Source organism: Paenibacillus macerans (assembly GCF_050565405.1).
In the GTDB taxonomy this organism is placed as follows: domain Bacteria; phylum Bacillota; class Bacilli; order Paenibacillales; family Paenibacillaceae; genus Fontibacillus; species Fontibacillus macerans_B.
The window spans coordinates 58,823-77,371 of sequence record NZ_JBNYYG010000007.1 but is presented as its reverse complement, the minus strand read 5'-3'; the positions used below and the strand labels follow the sequence as shown (position 1 = coordinate 77,371).

The 18,549-nt window shown below is 51.1% G+C and carries 15 protein-coding genes; all 15 read right to left on the bottom strand.

All coding sequences use genetic code 11. The features are described 5' to 3' along the window. Nucleotides 1-69 precede the first annotated feature (69 nt). The 15 genes from ACQ4N8_RS07515 to ACQ4N8_RS07445 all read right to left on the bottom strand — a co-directional run bounded on the left by ACQ4N8_RS07515 (nucleotide 70) and on the right by ACQ4N8_RS07445 (nucleotide 18,542). Nucleotides 70-990, bottom strand: a complete 921-nt coding sequence (locus ACQ4N8_RS07515) for a carbohydrate ABC transporter permease (protein ID WP_430703719.1) — start codon at nucleotides 988-990, stop codon at nucleotides 70-72. A gap of 13 nt (nucleotides 991-1,003) precedes the next feature. Then, nucleotides 1,004-1,903: an ABC transporter permease gene (locus ACQ4N8_RS07510; RefSeq protein WP_430703718.1), complete on the bottom strand. Its 900-nt coding sequence runs from the start codon at nucleotides 1,901-1,903 to the stop codon at nucleotides 1,004-1,006. 71 nt (nucleotides 1,904-1,974) lie between these two features. Beyond that, the gene (locus ACQ4N8_RS07505) at nucleotides 1,975-3,696 is read right to left on the bottom strand and encodes an extracellular solute-binding protein (RefSeq protein WP_430703717.1); all 1,722 of its coding nucleotides are present in this window, start codon (nucleotides 3,694-3,696) and stop codon (nucleotides 1,975-1,977) included. 168 nt (nucleotides 3,697-3,864) lie between these two features. After that, on the bottom strand, nucleotides 3,865-4,671 hold the full coding sequence (locus ACQ4N8_RS07500) for a Nif3-like dinuclear metal center hexameric protein (RefSeq protein ID WP_430703716.1): 807 nt from the start codon (nucleotides 4,669-4,671) through the stop codon (nucleotides 3,865-3,867). 23 nt (nucleotides 4,672-4,694) lie between these two features. Next, the gene (locus tag ACQ4N8_RS07495; RefSeq protein ID WP_430703715.1) at nucleotides 4,695-5,588 is read right to left on the bottom strand and encodes a carbohydrate ABC transporter permease; all 894 of its coding nucleotides are present in this window, start codon (nucleotides 5,586-5,588) and stop codon (nucleotides 4,695-4,697) included. A gap of 11 nt (nucleotides 5,589-5,599) precedes the next feature. Beyond that, nucleotides 5,600-6,526 (bottom strand): ABC transporter permease, encoded by a 927-nt coding sequence (locus tag ACQ4N8_RS07490; RefSeq protein WP_430703714.1) that lies wholly within the window; start codon nucleotides 6,524-6,526, stop codon nucleotides 5,600-5,602. A 25-nt stretch (nucleotides 6,527-6,551) separates the two neighbouring features. Further along, nucleotides 6,552-8,099, bottom strand: a complete 1,548-nt coding sequence (locus ACQ4N8_RS07485; RefSeq protein ID WP_430703713.1) for an ABC transporter substrate-binding protein — start codon at nucleotides 8,097-8,099, stop codon at nucleotides 6,552-6,554. 116 nt (nucleotides 8,100-8,215) lie between these two features. Then, nucleotides 8,216-9,811 (bottom strand): response regulator transcription factor, encoded by a 1,596-nt coding sequence (locus ACQ4N8_RS07480; protein ID WP_430703712.1) that lies wholly within the window; start codon nucleotides 9,809-9,811, stop codon nucleotides 8,216-8,218. Between the two features lie 13 nt (nucleotides 9,812-9,824). Continuing rightward, on the bottom strand, nucleotides 9,825-11,549 hold the full coding sequence (locus tag ACQ4N8_RS07475; RefSeq protein ID WP_430703711.1) for a sensor histidine kinase: 1,725 nt from the start codon (nucleotides 11,547-11,549) through the stop codon (nucleotides 9,825-9,827). Between the two features lie 117 nt (nucleotides 11,550-11,666). Beyond that, a complete protein-coding gene (locus ACQ4N8_RS07470; protein ID WP_430703710.1) occupies nucleotides 11,667-12,476 on the bottom strand; it encodes an alpha/beta hydrolase in 810 nt (269 codons plus the stop codon). Between the two features lie 31 nt (nucleotides 12,477-12,507). Next, on the bottom strand, nucleotides 12,508-13,971 hold the full coding sequence (gene gtfA, locus ACQ4N8_RS07465) for a sucrose phosphorylase (RefSeq protein ID WP_430703709.1): 1,464 nt from the start codon (nucleotides 13,969-13,971) through the stop codon (nucleotides 12,508-12,510). Between the two features lie 12 nt (nucleotides 13,972-13,983). Beyond that, nucleotides 13,984-14,940, bottom strand: a complete 957-nt coding sequence (locus tag ACQ4N8_RS07460) for a carbohydrate kinase family protein (RefSeq protein WP_430703708.1) — start codon at nucleotides 14,938-14,940, stop codon at nucleotides 13,984-13,986. Nucleotides 14,941-14,956: 16 nt separating this feature from the next. Next, complete coding sequence (locus ACQ4N8_RS07455; protein ID WP_430703775.1) at nucleotides 14,957-15,907, bottom strand: alpha/beta hydrolase; 951 nt, start codon at nucleotides 15,905-15,907, stop codon at nucleotides 14,957-14,959. A 9-nt stretch (nucleotides 15,908-15,916) separates the two neighbouring features. Beyond that, entirely contained in the window at nucleotides 15,917-17,395 is a 1,479-nt protein-coding gene (locus tag ACQ4N8_RS07450) for a serine hydrolase domain-containing protein (protein ID WP_430703707.1), read from the bottom strand. Nucleotides 17,396-17,552: 157 nt separating this feature from the next. Continuing rightward, complete coding sequence (locus ACQ4N8_RS07445) at nucleotides 17,553-18,542, bottom strand: LacI family DNA-binding transcriptional regulator (RefSeq protein WP_430703706.1); 990 nt, start codon at nucleotides 18,540-18,542, stop codon at nucleotides 17,553-17,555. Between the last annotated feature and the right edge of the window lie 7 nt (nucleotides 18,543-18,549).

Genomic DNA, 18,549 nt, shown 5'->3' with positions numbered 1-18,549 from the left:
TCAATTATATAGCCCGAAACCGAAGAGACAACCAGGCATTCGAAGCGTCCTATGCCATTAGCCCCGCCGTCATCCTTTGACGCTGCCCAGAACGATGCCTTTCACGAAGTATTTCTGCAAGAACGGATACGCCAAAATAATCGGGAGTGAACCGAGGAAAATTTGCGACGATTTCAACGTCCGATCGGAAATGAGCGCCAGATTGAGCATATCGTCCCTCGACATATTCGACAGGTTTTGCTGGATGACGATCGTTTGAATATAGCTTTGCAGCGGATAATTGGACGGGTTCCCCATCAGCAGCAGCCCGTCGAACCAACTATTCCAATGCTCGACCATGGAAAACAATGCCAGTGTGGCGAGCGCGGGCTTGGAGATTGGCACGAAAATCGCCCACATCGTCCTCCAGTGGCTTGCTCCGTCAATGAGCGCCGCTTCTTCAAGCTCCTTCGGAATCTCCCGGAAAAAGTTAAGCAGCAGCACGACGCTGAATACGGGAACCGCGCCGGGCAAAACAAGCGCCCAAATCGAATCGAGCAGCCCGTATTCTTTAATCGTCGAATACCAGGGAATCAGCCCCCCGTTGAACAGCATCGTAATAAAAAAGATCCACGCATATAAACTGCGAAACCGAAAAGCATGCGACTCTTTGGCCAGCGGATAAGCGACCAATATGGTCAAAAGCAGATTAAGCGGAGTTCCCAAGCCGATCCGCGTCAATGACACAAGCATCGATTGCCATAATTCGTTGCGGCTCGCCGTATACATGTAAGAGGCGAACGTGAAATCGACGGGCCACAGCCTCACGTACCCCGCCGAAGCCGCCGCGCTCGAACTGAAAGAAATCGCTATGATATGAATCAAAGGCAACACGCAAATAAGTGAAATCAAGATAAGAATTGCGGCATTGGCCAGAGGAAACCATTCAAAACGTTTTCCTTGCCGGGTGCGGGCAAACCCTGCCGGTTTTGGCGCCAACTTTTGCTCCAAAGTTCTCCCTCCTCTAAAAAATCCGATATTTCGCAAACCGGTAGGCAAAGAAATAAGAGCCGGAAATTAGCGTGAACGATATGACCGATTTGAATAAACCGACCGCCGTCGCTACCCCGTACTGCGCATCCAGCAAGCCGATGCGGTACACGAACGTATCCAAAATATCGCCGCTTTCATACACTTGCGGACTGTATAAATTAAATACTTGATCGAATCCGGCATTCAGCAACTGCCCCAGGCTTAACACCGAAAGCAGCACGATCACCATGCGCATCCCCGGAATCGTGATATGCCACATTTTACGCCAGCGATTGGCGCCGTCCATCGTCGCCGCTTCGTATAGTCCCGGATCGATGCTTGTGATTGCTGCCAAATATATGATCGTCCCGTAGCCGAAGTTTTTCCATGTGTCCGAAGCGATAAGCGTAAAGGGAAACCAGTCGTTATCGCCGAGGAAAAAGATCTTTGAAATCCCGACTAATCCGAGAAATTCATTAACGATCCCTCCGGAAGGGGAGAGAATATCGATCAGAATACCGCCCAGAACGACCCAGGATAAAAAATAGGGCAGATAAATCGCGGTTTGAACGGATCGTTTGATCAGTTTATTTTTCAATTCGTTCAAAAGGATCGCAAAAATGATCGGGATCACGAGGCCTAATATAAGCTTGAAGCTGGAAATAAAAAGGGTATTCCACAAAACCTGCGCAAAATTCGGCAAATTCATGACATACACGAAATTGTCCCAGCCGATCCACTTCTGATCGCCGAACAAGCCTTTGGCGGGAATAAACTTCTGAAACGCAATCATAACGCCGGCCATAGGGATATACGAAAATAGCACGATCAAAATTAGTCCCGGCAAAATCATCAAATGAAGCGGCAATTCTCTTCGCCATTTCGCTCTCATTTTCATCCTCCACATCGGAAAGCAAGAGTAGGGCCGAGGGAGAGCACAATCCCTCCTCCGACCCGGAATCGTTACTTTGTAGTTTCATGCCATTCGTTGACTTCCTGCGTTATTTGATCCCCGCCAAGCTTTTTCCAATCCGCCACGAACTGGTCGAATGTATCGATGGGCTCCCCTAAAATGATTTTGACGAACACTTCGTTTTGCAGCTTTTCGAGCGTCGCTTTGCGTTCAACCATCGTTGGGGTCGGGGCGCCGACGAATTTTTCCCGCAGAAACTGATTGTTTTTATCGTACTGGTCGGCAATTCCCATTGAGCCTTCCTCTCCATAAATTCGTTCCCAGCCCCATAACGCGAATCCATCCGACGATCCCGACGCGTAAGCTTCCAGTTTTTCTTGGATCGTCTTGGCCTCTCCCGTCAAGGTGGAGAAGTCGTCGGCTTTGCGCGCAGCATCAATCGCCCGGAAGGCGTCTACGTTTTTCTTAACCGGATACGGCGTAACGGGCGAGAGCTGCCATACGCTTTCGGCCTCCGGCGGCGCAAAATACTTATCGAACTCCGCGGTCTCGCCCCAGTTTTTCTCCAGATGCAAATTGAACATTTTGATCACCGCTTCAGGATGCGCGGCGCCCTTCTTGACGGCGAAGAAGCGGGTAGTGCTGAATTTAAGCGGTACCTTCGGCGTTTCGCCCGACTCCGAAACGATCGGGAAAGCTTGCCATTGCGCGTTCGGATCATTATCGCGGTTGAGCTGAAGCGGCCAGATGGAATTCCACTGCTCGCCGTACTCCATCCCGATCTTTCCGGCGGAGATCTGTTCAGACACCTTGCCTCCGTCTTTGACCCCGAACTCTTGGTCGATCTGTCCGTTTTTGGCGATATCCTGCAATACCTGAAGCACTTTCTTCACTTCCGGCTGGATGCTGCCATACACGAGTTTGCCGGAAGCGTCTTCCACCCATATGTTGGGGTAGGCATTGTATCCGGCCATAAAACCTTCGAGTCCCATCGCGCCGCCCCACAAATCCTTCGTCACGCCAAGACCGAAGGTATCCTTCTTTCCATTCCCGTCCGGATCGTTATCCGTAAACGCTTTCGAAATCGCCAGCACGTCGGCCATCGTTTTCGGCGGCTCCAAACCTAATTTGTCCAGCCAGTCGGTACGAATCCAGATGTACATCGCCCGTTCCATGGAAGACTCCAACTGGGGAATGGCCATCAACTTCCCGTCGAACGTAGCGGCATCGAACACACTAGTCCCTTCTTCAGACAGCACTTTTTTCGTAAAAGGAGACGCGTACTTTTCGTATAACTCCGTCATATCCTCGATTTGGCCGGAATCGGCCAATTGCTTGAGCTGCGTAGCATTCACCGGGATGACGTCAGGCAAGTCGCCGGAAGCCAACGTAACGTTGATTTTCTGCAGGTATTGATCGGAAGTCGTGCTGCCCTTTACGACCCAATTGTATTTGATCTTGATACCAAGCTCGTCCTCGTACAGTTTGGTCCAGCGGTTGTTGTCAATCGTTTCGTCCTTCAGCACGCCGAGCACATTGTTTTCCACGACATCGCTCAGATCTCTGACGAACGATACATCAATCGCCGGATCGTAGTTGCCGAGCGGGCCGTCATCCGTGGCGGAGGTCTGGTTCTGGTTGTCCTTCGAAGCTCCGCCCGGATTCCCGTTTGCCCCGCCTCCGCCCGAGCAAGCGGCAAGCATAAGCGAAGCCAGCACTATTACGGAGAGCCCTTTTAACCACACTGAGCTTTTTTTGCTTCTCGTACTCATTTGCATCCCCCTGTTCAATGTATTCGTCTTTCAATTGGTTACGCTTTCATTATGTAATGGTGTACATTTCGTGACAACGTTCATCTTTTTACTTTACTTATCCTTCATTTACCAAAACAAGCAAAAAGTTTCGTAGCTGCCACGCAACTACGAAACTTTTTAAAATTCTTATAAATATCGGAACGGCTCTCGCGCATCAACGAAAGCGACGGGAATGTTTCTTACGAGCGGCCGCAGCCATCCCGCCATATACTTCATCCCCCATTCCTCGCTGCGCTCATGTCCAACGACCAGCATCGCCTTGTTCATCCCCAGCATTGCTGCGTCATTGACATAGGCGCACAGCGTCCATTCCAGAATTTCCCCGCAGATCATGACGTCCAGCTCCTGATCCCGCATCAGTTCCATCGGCATTTGCTCTCTTCCGAGTCCCAGGCTCCCGCCGCCGACCAAAACGCCGATGCGAGAGCATGGCATTTCCGGGCGGCCTACCAGTTGAAGCACGTCCATGGACAATTTCCGCTTCAGGAAATCCGCCAGCTCCCCGACCGTCGTCCGGTCGATGACATACACCCAAGGCTTACTATCCTCCGCAAGTCGGTCTTTCCATCCGAGTTGTTGGATAAGACCGTCATATATCCGATCCGTTTCGGCCATGTGCATATGGTCATGATATCGCCATATGGCGATGCCGTGCTCGTCGATCAATTTCTTCTTGGCAAGATAAACCGGATCTTGCTCTAGCCACTCCAGCTCATCATTTCCTGTGAAATAAGTCGGTTCGTGGGTAATGATCAGATTTGCCCCGATCGATATCGCCTCCTTAATGACGCCGACGGTCGCCATAAAGCTCGTGACGATCCCCGTAACTTCCTGTTTCGGGTCGCCCGATGCCAACCGATCGCAAGTGTTTTCGACTCGTTTCTCGCCGCAGGAGTCTTCCAGAATTCGATTAATGACTTCTTGTACTTTCATATGGGCATGGTTTCCTTTCCGTTTCATCCTTTAACGGCGCCGATGACGACCCCTTTGGTTAAATACTTCTGCAGGAACGGCAGCACAATCACGATCGGCAGGATGCCGATGACCGCCATAGCCATGCGGATGGCCGTGCTCGGAAGCTCGACTGTTCCCGCGCCAATGACGCTGCCTGCCTGCCCCGATTTCAGAAACTGAATGTTGTTCATCAAGCGGATCAGCATATTTTGAATGCCATAATATTGCGGTTTCGTGATAAAGTACAACGCATTGATCCAATCGTTCCAATAAGCTAAACCCATGAATAATCCAACGGTGGCCATAACTGGAACGGATAACGGCAGCATAATCCGGAAGAACGTCCGCAGCTCCGACGCCCCGTCAATTTGAGCGGCTTCGATCAGCTCGGCGGGAATGTTGTTTTTATAATAGTTGCGGATCAGCAGAACGTAAAACCCGTTGGTCAGTAGATTCGGTACGATCAAAGCGGCCAGCGTATCCTTGATATGCATATATTTGGTCCACATGATATAGGACGGAACGATCCCGCCGCTGAACAGCATCGTAAAGAACACGATAAACGCCAGCACGTTATGATATTTGAAATCTTTCCTGGACATCGGGTAGGCCAGCATACTCGAGATCAGAAGCCCTCCCGCCGTACCTAGGATCGTCACCAGGAAAGACACGCCGTACGACCGAAGGAAGGTCGAAGCCGAGGAGATCATGTACGCGTAGGCGTCCAGGCTCAATTTCGCCGGGAAGAAGCTGTATCCGTCCCGGATCAACATCGATTCATCCGTAAACGAAGCGACCAGGATCAAGATGAACGGCACAAAGGCAAATATCGTAAGCAGCACCATCGCGACTGCGGAGAACAAGACGAAAATTCGTTCGCCTTTCGTTTGAATCATGGTCTTTCCTCCTAAAACAACGCGTTATCCGCGTCAATCTTTTTGACGATCGCATTCGCCAGCATGACCAGCCCGAACCCGACAAGCGACTGGTACAAGCCGGCTGCCGCCGACATCCCGATATCATTCACCTGCATGAGTGCGCGGTACACATACGTATCGATCGTTTGCGTCGTGCTGTATAAAGCCCCCGCGTTCATCGGGACCTGATAGAAGAGGCCGAAATCCGAATTAAAGATCCGCCCGATCGACATCAAGGTCAGAATCACGACAGTAGGCTTCAGAAGCGGCAGCGTAATCGTCCAAATTTGCTTCAGCTTGCCTGCACCATCGATTTTTGCAGCCTCATAGATGCTCTTGTCAATTCCGGCGATGAACGCAATGTAAACAATGGAGCCATATCCGGCTGTCTTCCACATCTGAATAACCACAAGGAGATACGGCCAATATTTCGGTTCGGAGTACCAATTGATTTCCGGCAGGCCCAGCGGACGAAGAATCGAATGGTTAACAAATCCGCTGTCTGCGTTCAAGAACGCAAAGACCAGATAAGACAATACGACCATTGAAATCAAATTCGGCAGCACGAGCCCGGATTGAAATAGCTTGGAGTAAGCCTTGCCGATCAGCTCCGACATAAAGATCGCGATGATGATCGAAAAAATGGTTCCAAACACGATAAAAGCAACGTTGTACAACAAAGTGTTTCTCGTCATAATCCAGGCATCGGACGTCTGAAACAGGAATCTGAAATTGTCGAACCCGATCCAATCGCTCCGGAAGATGCCCTTGGCATAATCGATGTTCTTAAAGGCAATGAACACGCCGGCCATGGGAATGTAACTGTTTAGGATAAAATACAGCAGGCCTGGCGCGGCTAATAGCAGCAGCGGGAGATTTTTCTTCAGCCCTCTTGATCTCAACGTCTTGTTTGTCATAGCGGTTCTCTCCTACATTCCCGTTCTACTTCCCGCTATTCTGGGCGGCAATCCATTGATCCAGCTGCTCTTGCTTACTGCGGATAATATCCTCAGCACCCGCGTTGTTCAAAGCTTCAACAAACTTCGGAATCGTCGTTTCCGGATCCAGCACACCACACATGAGTCCTGGCAAGTATTGGTTCACAACATTCGTGACGGCGCTTATCTGGGTTTTCACTTCGCTAGGATCAAAGATAAAACCGAAATACGGGGATTTCTGGGTCTCTTTGTTCTCTTGCAGCTTGAGCTCAACGTCAGACCAGTTGACGCCTTCCAATTGATATTGCAGCGACTCGGAGCCAACGATACCGGTGCTGAGCATGGCGGTGTAACCAACTGTGTTGGCATCCTTGCCATCCGGATATTTAACGTGGTGCTCATCCACCTTCACATAATCTTCGCCTTCGATCCCATATAGAATCGTATTGATCAACGCTTCATCGGTGTACAGCAGGTTCAGGAACTTCACCGCTGCTTCCGGAGCCTTCGTCGTGCTCGACAACATCCAGCTGACCATATTCACGGCCCCAGTTTCAAAATAATAAGGGGCGATCCGTTTCATCTCCAGGTTTTTTCCCGTTTGGGCACTTAAGGCTTTGGCTGCCTCCAAGCCGCTGTATCCGCCCATAAAGGAGAAGCCGCGCCCGGATGTGATCAGGTCGGAAGCGGTGATCGATGTTGTAGCCGCATCCTTCTCCAGATACCCTTTATTGAACCAATCCCGCATCATCATAGCGCCTTCTTTGAACAAGTCGGTCTCATAGAAATTGCGCACTTTGCCCTCATCGCCGACGACAACCCCGATTCCGGTGGTGTCCGACAAGAAGTCCACTTGATGCGAGCCTTTTAACAGCAGCAGAAGCGAAGTATCACTTGGATTCACATTAATCGGACCAAACGGAACGGCATCCGGATGCTTTTGCTTGACCGCTTCGAAGATCGCCGGTAAATCATTGACCGAGCGAATATCGTCTGCAGTGAAACCGGCTTCGTTCAGCATGTCCGCATTGTAAACGAAGTTCGTTGGGATCGACATGCCCTTATTCACGGGGATGCCGTAGATATGTCCATTCAATGTGGTCGCTTTCAACATGTCGGGGCCGAAGTCCTTATCCAGAATGGCGGTGAGTTCTTTGCCATACTCGGGGAGCAATTCCTCCAACGGGTAGACCTGGTTTTTGGACACGTAGCTAGTGAATTGCCCCAGCGTCGTAAACAAATCCATCTGCTCTCCGCTCTGCAGTGCCAAATTGACTTTTTGTGCGTAATCGACCGGACCGTAAACTTTGTAGTCCACTTCTACGCCGATCTTCGGAATCGTGATTTCATTGATCGCATCCGTGATCCGTCCCAGATTATCGGGGATTCGGTTAAAAGAAGGCATGGCGAACACAATTTTCTCCACTTTGGCATCGGTACCATTGTCAGGAGTTGTCTTCGTCTCGCTCGAATCCTTGCCGCACGCTGCCAGAATCGAGCTGCACAGCATGGCGGATAACAACAACAGGACCATTCTCTGTTTTCTCTTCATCTCTTCTTATTTCCCCCATTCATGTGGTTTCGTTATCAGTGTATCGTTTTGAACGGGGCTTCTCTTTTAATAAACCGACATCTTCTTTTAAAAAAAAGCTCAGTTCCCTGAGCTCCTTAATCCTCCGGCTTATGTTTGGCCCGATAGGCGTTTGGTGACTCGCCCGTCAGTTTCTTGAACACCGTGGAGAAATACGAGAGGTTGTCGAATCCGGTATCCGCCGCAATTGTTCCAATGCTTACTGGCCGCTCCGCCAACATCCGCTTGGCCATTTCAATCCGATGGGCATTCAAGTATTCGATGATCGACATGCCTGTTTCATTTTTGAAGGTTTTGGACAAGTAATCCGGCGTCAAGAAGACGCTGGCTGCCACGTCATCCCGGCTGATATCCCAGTGATAGTTCTCATGAATGAACCGTTTTGCCCGCTCGACAACGCCCTCGGATTGTAAGGTTTCCTTCAGCGTTTCAATCGCCTTTTCCGTCATCAGGTGCGCCCATTTCATGAAATCAAACACGCTGTGGTCGGATCGTTGGAGCAGGCGTTTGGCGATGTCATCCGAGAATAACCGATGGGCTTGAATATTATTTTGTGCCAAGAATGCATAAACCACTTGAAGAAAATCCTCACGCACCGAATGGAGGGTAGCAGCATCCAGTATATTCTGCGCGGCAAGTCGTTCCAAAGTAAGCTTCAAGCGCTTGACGATTTGCATTTTATCCTTCTGGGCGAACAGCAACGTAAATAAGCGGGTGTCCAGAGCGAACGACTCCGTCGTGTTATATTGGAAGCGGTCGTTTTGAAAGTGGACAATCCCCCTGAAGATTAGATTTGATGCATCCATTTGTTCCAACTTCACCTTACCCTGGGCCAATTGGGAAATCTTCAATTCCTCGCTGATATAACACGTGGCCGTGCATTTGAAGTATTGTTTGCATAAGCGGACGAGCCGCTCGCCGCTTACTTTCAATTGGAGCGGTTCTGTCCCGCTATCCAGAATGAACGCGTGGTAGATCTGATTGTCCTGTTTATATGGGATCACGCGGTCAGGGTTGGGACCATCGAACATGATCTCGGATCCGAGATTGGACAGAGCGTAGTGAAACACACTAGCGTTCCAACGTTCATCGATTTCGGATGCCGCAACGCTGACCAGAACTAGGATAAATCGCCGCTCCGCGGAGAAGGACAAATCCCTCCTTTGGATTTCCCCTTGGATCAAATCCTCCCTCGTAGAGAGCGTGGAGGACAAGACGTCACTCCAGAAGCTCTTCTCCACCAAATCCTTGTTACGCAGCCAGGCTAACCCGTGCCTGCTGTATTCACCTAGCGTTCTTCGCCGCTTCAGCGACTCAAGTGAACGGTGCAGCGCTTCATCCAGCTTAGTCTCGTCGAGCGGTTTAATCAGGTAGGAATCCGCATGATAGGTCAAGGCCGTCGAAGCGAAATCGAAGCTCTCGTGGCAGGTAAAGAAGATAAAAGCGCAATCGCAACCTTGCTCTCTTACCCATTGAATCATTTCGAGACCCGTCCCCCGGGGCATTTCAATATCACAAATGATCAGATCCGGCGGACCGGCTTCGAAACAGGACTTGGCCTCCATAATGTTATACGCTTCTATCACCTGCGAGAAGCCGTAATCATCCCAGTGAACGATATCCCGGAGCACCTCAACAGTAGGTATGTCGTCATCAATTAGTAAGCAGCGCATCGTTACACCTCTCTTATGAAGTCATTTCCTCGTCGCCTTCCATCGGGATGAGGATCTCGACTCTAGCTCCCAGCGGTTCGGCATTGGATAGTTTCAACAGGTCTTCGCGTTTATACAGCAATTGCAGCGTTCGCCGGATATTGGAGATCCCGACTTGCCTGCTCGCTTCCGCCGACTCCATACTTGAATGCCCCGCGGCCTGCAACATGTTTGTTGGAAATCCCCCGCCGTTATCCTCGATCGAAATGTGGAGATAGCGCTTGTCCTCGAGCTCGACCAGACTGGACCGGATGAAGATCGATAACATTTCACCAAAAGTCAGAGCATGCTTGAAGATGTTCTCGACGAAGGTTTGGACCAAGAACTGAGGGATATGGATACGCGCCGTGGCCATATCAATATCCGTCATGCAGAAAATCTGGTCGGGGTTCCGAATCTCTTGCATGCACACGTAATTGTCTACATGCTTCATCTCTTCCTCAAGCGGCACCAGGACCAATCCGCCCTTAAACATATATCGTAAATGCTGAGACAGCAGCTGAATCAGCATTCGGATTTCTTCATTTTTGTTTTGATACGTCAAGCTGTTGATCGTGGAGATCGCATTCAGGAAAAAATGAGGTCTGATCTGCATTTGCAAATATTTGAGTTCCGTGCGGCTCCGCTCGATTTTTTCCTCATACGTATGGATTTTCAAATCGGTAATCTCGCGAACCATGGAATCGAAGGAATGAAACAATTTCATAAACTCGATGGAAAAATGCCCGGACGGTTCCGGGAAGCTCGTTCTCCCTTTTTCGACGTCTTTGGCCGCCTTCACCAACTCCAACACCGGCTGTAGAATGTCCCTGGCTAACAGCTTCAACACCAGAGGAATCGCCACCACCGAAATCGCAGCCAAGGAGATAATGATCCATTGAATCAGCTTGAGCCCCGAGAAAATACTTTGCTTGGCCATCATGTGGGTGATATCGCCAAATTCGGCGATCGGTTCTGAAATAAACAGGTAACTCTTCTTAACCTGCTCTCTCAAATCCGATAGGGACGACGCTGTTTCCAATAGGCCCTCATCGGTCGAAGCCAGAACCCCGCCTTCCCGAGCGCTAAGAAGGGTTGGGCCAAGCTCTTGTCCTTCCCCGCTGGCGACGGCAAGCAAGGAATCGGCTTTGACGAACGTGCCAAAGCTGACCTTCTCATAGGTAATGTATCGGAACAAATAGTGCGCACCCTGAACTTCGAAGTCCGTCCATTCGTCGAGGGTCCGGTCAGGATCGGGGAGAAAATCATGCTCCTTCAAAAAGTCTACAAGATCCAGCTTGTCTTCGGATCGGGTGCGATTACCGAACTGAACGAGCGTCGCTCCATCTCCCGACAATTTGATAAATACCCCATCGCTGGAGTCGTTGTTCGACGCTTTGGCCTTCAGGGCGTCCAGCAGAGCGATTTCTCTGAAGTAGCGATCGCTCACGTTCAGGCGCTCATATTCTGTCGCCGCATCAACCTGGTTCTCGAACACCTCGGTCAGGTCTTTGGCATACAGGTTCAGCTTACTGTGAATGTTCTCAACGTAAATCCCCAAGGTATTGCGCGAATTGCTAATCGATTGGGTACGAACCACTTCCAGCGAATAGATGTTGCTGAGCAATAATACCGTAAACAAAATGGCTAGGATGATCGTGAATGAAACGAAAAACCTGAATACGATGCTCTTTCTAGTAAACAATCCTCCGGCTTTCATCAAGCATCCTCTTCCTTTATCTGGGCAATGGTTCGAATATGGCACGCCCCCGAAGCGGGAGCAAAACGGCTAATAGGCCGAAGCTCTCTTCAGGGGCGGATGAGGCAGGAGACGATTTCAGTTGACCAATTCGGTATTAGTTATGGCCCACTCAATGGCTGGACCGATATGCTCATTCCAGAAATTCCAGTCGTGTGTCCCTGCGCTTTCCTTATAGTGATGAGGAATTTCCTCTTGAGTTAAATAATCATGGAACCGCCGGTTTACGTCAAGCAAAAAGTCCTCGTTACCGCATGCCATATAAATCTCTGGAATAGGCGCGCCCTGTTCCTTCAATTGTTTGGCCAGTGCTTCCGGATCCTTATCGCTTCCAAGAAGCTGATTCAAATCCCCGAAAACTCGCTTGTAGTAATTATAGTCGGCAATAGCATCTTGATAGCCCGGGGACAACCCGGCAATGGTGTAGGGAATGAGCGCGGAGGAGAGCGCGATGATCCGGCCAAACTGGTCGGCATACTTCAGACCGTTTCGAATCGCTCCATACCCGCCCATGGAAAGTCCTCCGATGAACGTATCCTTCCGGTCTGCGGATAACGGGAACATCAGGCGAGTGAACTGAATCAGTTCCCTGCCTAGGAATTCCCCGTACAGCTGACCCTTGTCCTCATCGTCAAGGTAGAAATGATTTTCTCCCGAAGGCATAAATACGGCGATTTTGTACTTATCGGACAGTTCCCGGATTCGGGAGAAATGGATCCAATCCGTATGATTGCCAGAATACCCGTGCAACAGATATATCGCCTTTAAGGGCTTAGCCTCCTCCGCAGGTTGACCCGGAATTGGCGGGGCGTCCAAGGGAACCAGCGCGCTGAGCGCGACTTCCCTTCTCAACGATCGCGAGAAAAATTGGATCTGTAACATGGCCATGTTGTTGTTCCTCCTTGTTTTTTTGAAGAAATCAAATCCGATATTCGGTCAATAGCCCGTGCTCGTCGATGTATTGGATCACCGATTGGTTCGTGTTCAAATCTACGTTAAGCAAACAGCTTTGATCTTCCTGACTCCAGCGCAAACGTATTTCGTTGTCCGGCGATTCCAGCACCTGAAACTCTCCGTCAAACGCCGGATAGGTGTTGCGGAATCGAATCAGTTGTAACAGCCGCTGTACAACTTCCTTCTTCAATGACAGGCCCATTTCCTCTACCGTGTAATTATGCCGGTTGATCTCCCGTCCTTCCCCTGTTTCCTTCACGCGGTCCATATCGTTCGCACCCGCAAACAATCCCGTATAGTAAACCTGCGGAATCCCGGGGGTGAAGAATTGAATCGCTCTCGCGGCCAGATAGGCGTCATCATCTTCCCCTAGCACGCTATAGTAAGTACAGCGGATCTGGTGAACGTCGAAGCCGTCCTCCGCCTTATGCTCGTCGGACAGGATCAGGCTGAGGTTCGCTCCTCTTTGCACACAGACCTCAACCAGCTCCCTGGCCGATCCGGTGTCGATGAGATCGTCCAGATCCGGCTTGACGGGAATGCCGTCATGACAATCCAGCATGGTAAATTGCTTGTGCGGCCGAACGTTTAAATAACGGGTAAGCTCTGCGGCACTCTTCGTAAGGAGCGCTTCGAGGATGCGGTAAGGCAGGATGAAGTCATAAATCCAGAAGCCGCGTTCCGCCAGTTTGAATTGCGTCGTGTAATGCGCGTGTACTTCCGGTAACAGTTCGATGTCAAGCGAATCTGCCAACGCCTTGATCTCTTCTAGAAACTCGTAGATGTCCGGCTCTACAAAGAAACAGCTGGTTCCCAGCTTTTTGATGACATATCCAACCGCGTCCAGCCTTACGATTTTGACGTTCTGCTTTTTAAAGTTTTCAAAGAACGAGCGCAAAAGCCGCCGCGTCTGCGGTGAACGGACATCCAGATCGATTTGCTCCGAGGGGTCCGTTTTGCCAAACGTCGTCCATACCTTTTCTTCCTTGCCGCCGATCTCAAAAGCAGAATAAGGCAAAGGCCGGCGCAAAAACATTTTGTCGATGTCCTCCTGGACCGGGTTCCCGTCTTTCCACACTTTATCCAGCGTCAGAAACAAATCGGCATGTTCGGACGCCCGGCCCTTGGCCAGAAAATCCTGAAAATACGGCGATTGCCTGGAGATATGATTCACCATCAAGTCGACCAGGACATCGAATTTCTCGCCGATGGCCCGAATGTCTTCCCACGTCCCGAAGCTTGGTTCGATCTCCAGATAGGTGAGCGGCGCGAACCCGCGATCCCCGGACGAAGGAAAGGGGGGCAGGATATGGACGCCGCCCGTAAAAATATCAGAGAAATGCTTCGATAGCATTTCGTTTAACGTTTTCAGGTTTCCGCCCATGGAATCCGGATACGTGATCAATTGAACTTTATTTTTCAGCGGCATGCTTTCATCCTCCTATAATCCGAACTGTTCCTTGATGGATTCAAGCTTCGGCAGTTCCACCACGGCGCCTATATGCCTCAACTTGTAGGCGCTCACGGCAAAACCTAAATTCAACGCGTCCCTGACGGTATATCCTTGGAGCAAGGCCGCATAGAACCCGGACCAAAACGCGTCCCCGGCCCCCGTCGTATCAACGACGTCGGTAGCCAGAGAAGGAAAGCTGACCGTCTCGTTCCCGTTGGATACGATCGCCCCTCGTTTCCCCAAAGTCATGATGACCAGTTTGGCCCCCAGGACCAGGAATTTGTCGATCTGATTGAACGGATCGTCTTCTCCGAACAAACGCTCGGCATCATCCTCCGACGGCTTGACGATATCCACTTTGGATAGCATCGATTTGACATACCTCGCGCCGTCTTCGCCGCGCTGCCATATCATCCGATGATAGTTGGGGTCGAACCCGATCAATAGACCGCGATTTCTCGCCTCCTCGATCACTCTCTCGATGACGTGCCGGGAAGGCTCCCGTGAAATGGGCCAGCAAGAGAAGTGAATCGCTTTGGAATGTTTCAAGGCGCGTTCCAGATTCGCATCGAAGGTCAAGCGAAAGTCCGCGTCCCGATAGAAAATCGGGATGGGCGAAGCCTGGCTTTGGGTCAGTACGACCAGGCTCGTTGCGGCATCCACCCGCTGGATCCCGTTCGTGCTCATGCCCGCGGCTTCCAATCGCTTCATCAAAAACGTCCCCAACCCGTCTTCCCCTACGGCGGAGGAAATCTGGGTTCGAATCCCCAGCTTGTTCGCATTTATCGCAATGTTTGAGGGGGAGCCGCCGAAGAACCGGGTGTATCCATCGCTCTGCCATTCATCGCCGTATTCATTGGAGATCATGTCCACGAGCAATTCGCCGACTGCCAAGAGATCATTTGGTTTATCTTCGAAAGTGAATCTTTCATCTAAATTAATCATTCAAGTTCCCCCTTAATTACTCCGCACTCCGTTCTTTTACCCGAAAAGCCCTGGCCAATGCGTGCAAATATCCATTTCTGGCGCGTAGGCTGATTTCCGCATGGGGAACTGTGTGTTCGAACCCATGATAGCATCCCGGATAGAGCTGAAATTCCACGTCGACGCCATCCCGCGCAAGCCGGGCGACGTACTCGATCGTCTCGTCCCGAAACGGATCCAGTTGGCCGACGCAAGTGTAAGTCGGGGGAAGGCCGGCCAGGCTTCGAGCCCGGCTTGGCGCCGCATAGGGAGATATTTCGCCGTTCGCATGTTCGCCCAAATACATTTTCCAAGCCGCCAGGTTATTGGCTCTGTTCCAGACCGCGGGATTGGTGATTTCATGGCTGGACGGGGTGATATTGCGATCGTCGATCATTGGATAGAGCGGCATTTGGTAACAAATCGCAGGTCCGCTGCGATCGCGGGCCAAAAGCGCCATTGCCGCCGTCATTCCTCCTCCGGCGCTGGGGCCGCCGATCGCGATCCGATTGATGTCGATGTGGAGTTCGGTCGCATTCCCGGCAATCCATACCAACGCCGCATAGCAGTCCTCCATCCCCGCCGGGAACGGATGCTCCGGAGCCAGGCGATAATCCGGGGAAAAGACGACGCAGCCCGCGGCTTCCACAAAGCTTTGGCATATCCCGTCATCAACGTCGGGATGCCCTAGTATATATCCCCCGCCATGGAACCACAGAAGCGCCGGCAGCGCTTCCCCGTCCCTAACGATCGGCTCGTACACCCGCAATAACATCTGTTGCCCGCCTGCACCAACGATCTGTCGATCCGTAATTCGCACCTGTTCGGATCTTGATGTAGACACGGGGGGCATCATCCGTGCTTGCGCCAAATCCTCGGGTAAATGAAAAGGCGGAGACAACGTCAGCCCCTGTTTCAATTCCGGAACTACTCTGCTAATGAAGTTCATTTCCATCTCTCATTTCTCCTCAACGCCGATAAATTCGTGTTTCAGGGGGATGAAGCTTAAATGCTCATGTTGAATATTTACCTCGTTACCTTGGAAATGGAAGGCAAGGCGGTCATGATGCGGCGAATCGATCTGGTAGGCGTAGAGGTCGAAACGGTTCCGCTCCAGCCACGCGCCTCTGACCGCCACCTTTTTATCGCCGAGCAGGTTGGCTACGCTCCATGCGTCGATCCCGGCGATCAAACGATGGGTTCCTCGTCCATCCAGCCATTCGAAGATGCACCTGCCGTCCTTAAACACAAACGAGACGTTTTGCAAGCCCTGTTCGTTTTCTTGAATCCGAAACCGTTTCGCGCCCGTCTCCCATGGCGTGATCTCCGTGAAAGAACGCTCGCCGAGCTCTAAAGCAGCCAGTTTTCGGGTTAACCGGCTATAAACCTCGGGATCGAGCGCAGGGCAAGGTTCGACCAGGGAAGGAAGCAAATTCCGCCAGACCGCGTCCAGTACCCCCTGCATGTCTTGCAAACCGCCGTTCATCGCGATGACGGCATCTTGGTCGGGCATGACAATGCAATATTGGCCAAACGCCCCATCTCCCCGATAGGCGTTATGGCGGCATCTCCAAAACTGGTATCCATACCCCTGAATCCAGTCGATAGGAACCGGCTGCCCTACTTGGGTCTCGAGCGGGATATTATCGACCTGATGCGAGCCGGCCTGTTCGATCCACTCGGAAGAGATCAGCCTATGCCCGTTCCATACCCCTTTATTCAGAAGAAACTGGCCAAACCTGGCAATGTCTTCGGTACATAGTTTAAGTCCCCATCCCCCCGTATTTCCGCCATGGGGGGCTTGCTCCCAAATCGGCCGATCGATGCCTAAAGGCGCGAATAGACGAGGTTGTAAATAGTCGACCAAACGGCTTCCCGAAATGCGTTCCACGATCGCTCCCAACACATGGCTTGCCCCGCTGTTGTAGAGGAAATAAGTGCCGGGAGCCCGCGTAACGGGAAGTTCCATAAATCCCCTTACATAGTCGAGGTCGCTTCGGTCGCCGACCCGCGCTTCCGTTACGTGCTGCAGGAAGTCCGGTGTGGCTCCGAATCTAGCCGTGTCGGCTTCATGTCCGGTCGTCATCGTCAATAAATGTCTTACTTTCATATTCCCTATATTCTCGCGTGTCGCCGACGTATCCAACTCCGGAAAATACGCTAGGATTTGCTGATCCAAGGAAAGCCCCCCCTCCTGGACGGCAAAGCCCGCTGCTAGCGACGTAAAGCTTTTGGTCAGTGAATAAACGGCATGGGGAATCTTCGGGCGATACGGTTTCCACCATCCTTCAGCCAGGACATGGCCGTGCCGTAAAAACATGAAGCCGTGAAGCTCAAGTTTTCGCTGCTCGATCTCCTTCAGGAAAGACAAGATACCGGAAGAAGAAACACCTTGCTGCTCCGGAATACTTCGCGGTAATGAATTCGTGACTGTCATGTAAGCTTCCTTTCCTATTCCCAAGTTTTTGTATCAACCGGTTGACATGCCAAATGACATAAAAGCCGCGCTGACGTAAATTGCGGCTTCGTCTTGATCTTTTCGTCTTCCTCCCAATTCATACAGACATCGTCACGTCGGCATGGCATACGCCTTCTCAAGTCGTCTCCCGCTCAACCAAAGTGACCGGGAATGAATTGATTTTGGGTACTTCTCCCCCCTCCAACTGCTTGATGACCAATTCGATGGTGCACTTGCCCATTTCACGGATCGGCTGCCTTATGGTGGTCAGTTGAGGCGAAACCAGCGAGGCGATTCTGACGTCGTCGTATCCGATGATTTTGATATCTTTCGGAATGCTCTTGTTTAACTGGCGGCAGGCCTGAATGACCTCGGCGGCGATGACGTCGCTGCTGGCGAATACCCCGTCGATTTCCGGGCGATCGGTCAGAAAACGTACCACCTCGCTGGGGTTGCCGGGCTGATCGTCGTCGTTTATCTCCAATTGCAGGTGTATCGGCTCCATGCCGGCAGCCGCCAACTCCTCGTCGTACCCTTGTGCCCTCGCATTGGCCAGCAAGGCCCGATGATGTGGTCCGCCGATTCCTCGATAGATGTACATGGGATGTTTACAGCCCTTTTCGATCAACAATCTCGTGGCAAGTTTCCCCCCTTGGAGATTATCCGAAGTGACGATCGGAATATCTTCGGCCACGGTGCGGTCAAAGGACACGATCGGCAAATTGAGGTTCAGGTAATGCTCCACATCCAGTACCGAGCTGCCCATGATAATGGCGTCGACTTGATTTTTCTTGAGCATATCGGTATATTTGCGCTCCTTGGCGGTATCGCGATTCGAGTTGCAGAGCAGCAGCTTGTATCCCTTTTGATCGGCATAGTGCTCCAGGTAATAAGCCAATTCGCTAAAAAAGGGATGAGATACCGATGGAATAATCAATCCGATCATGTTCGATTTTCTTCGAAACAAGGCACGCGCCATTTCGTTGGGTTGATAATTCAACTCTTTCATCACCTGGTATACTTTGTTCCGCGTCTTCTCGCTAATATATCCCCGGTTATTCAGTACACGGGAAACCGTGGTTACGGAAACCCCTGCTTTTTCTGCCACATCTTCAATTCTAGGCATGAAATAC